1 protein-coding gene is annotated in these 462 nt (G+C 40.0%); it reads right to left on the bottom strand.

Annotated elements, in window-relative coordinates:
* On the bottom strand, positions 1 to 455 hold a 455-nt coding region (locus tag AB4486_RS26825), incomplete at its 3' end, for a polysaccharide biosynthesis protein (RefSeq protein WP_372119817.1).
* Between the last annotated feature and the right edge of the window lie 7 nt (positions 456 to 462).

Raw genomic sequence — 462 nt, forward strand, 5'->3', positions numbered from 1 at the left:
GCATCAATAGATTGTTGAATGGTTTTATCTGTATTAAAGACGTTTACATCGATCATTCGCATCAATGTATAAGGATCTTTCTCGCTTCTAACATGCTTAAGTGCGGATAAGTTCAACACATAATCAAACTTGCCATCTGCTTTAATGAATGCGTCGTACTCTAGAGAACCAATGTCCAAAGCAAACGTTTGGAAGTCACCATCAATGTAACCAAATGAGCTACGAATATCTCGAACTAGCTCTACCATGTTGTTTTCACTAATATCAACAACATGCAGCTTTTTAGGATTGCGTTTGAAAATTTCTTTGGTTACCGCTTGGCCGATGGAGCCCGCGCCACCTATAACTAAGAATCGAGATTCTGATACAATACGCGTTAACTCAGCTTCATGGTTGGTAATGTCGGCGCTAAAGAGTTGTTTTTCTCGGCCGATGAGAGGCAATATATTGCTCATACTGACG

This window comes from Vibrio sp. 10N.222.55.C6 (assembly GCF_041473395.1).
Taxonomy (GTDB): Bacteria; Pseudomonadota; Gammaproteobacteria; order Enterobacterales; family Vibrionaceae; genus Vibrio; species Vibrio crassostreae_C.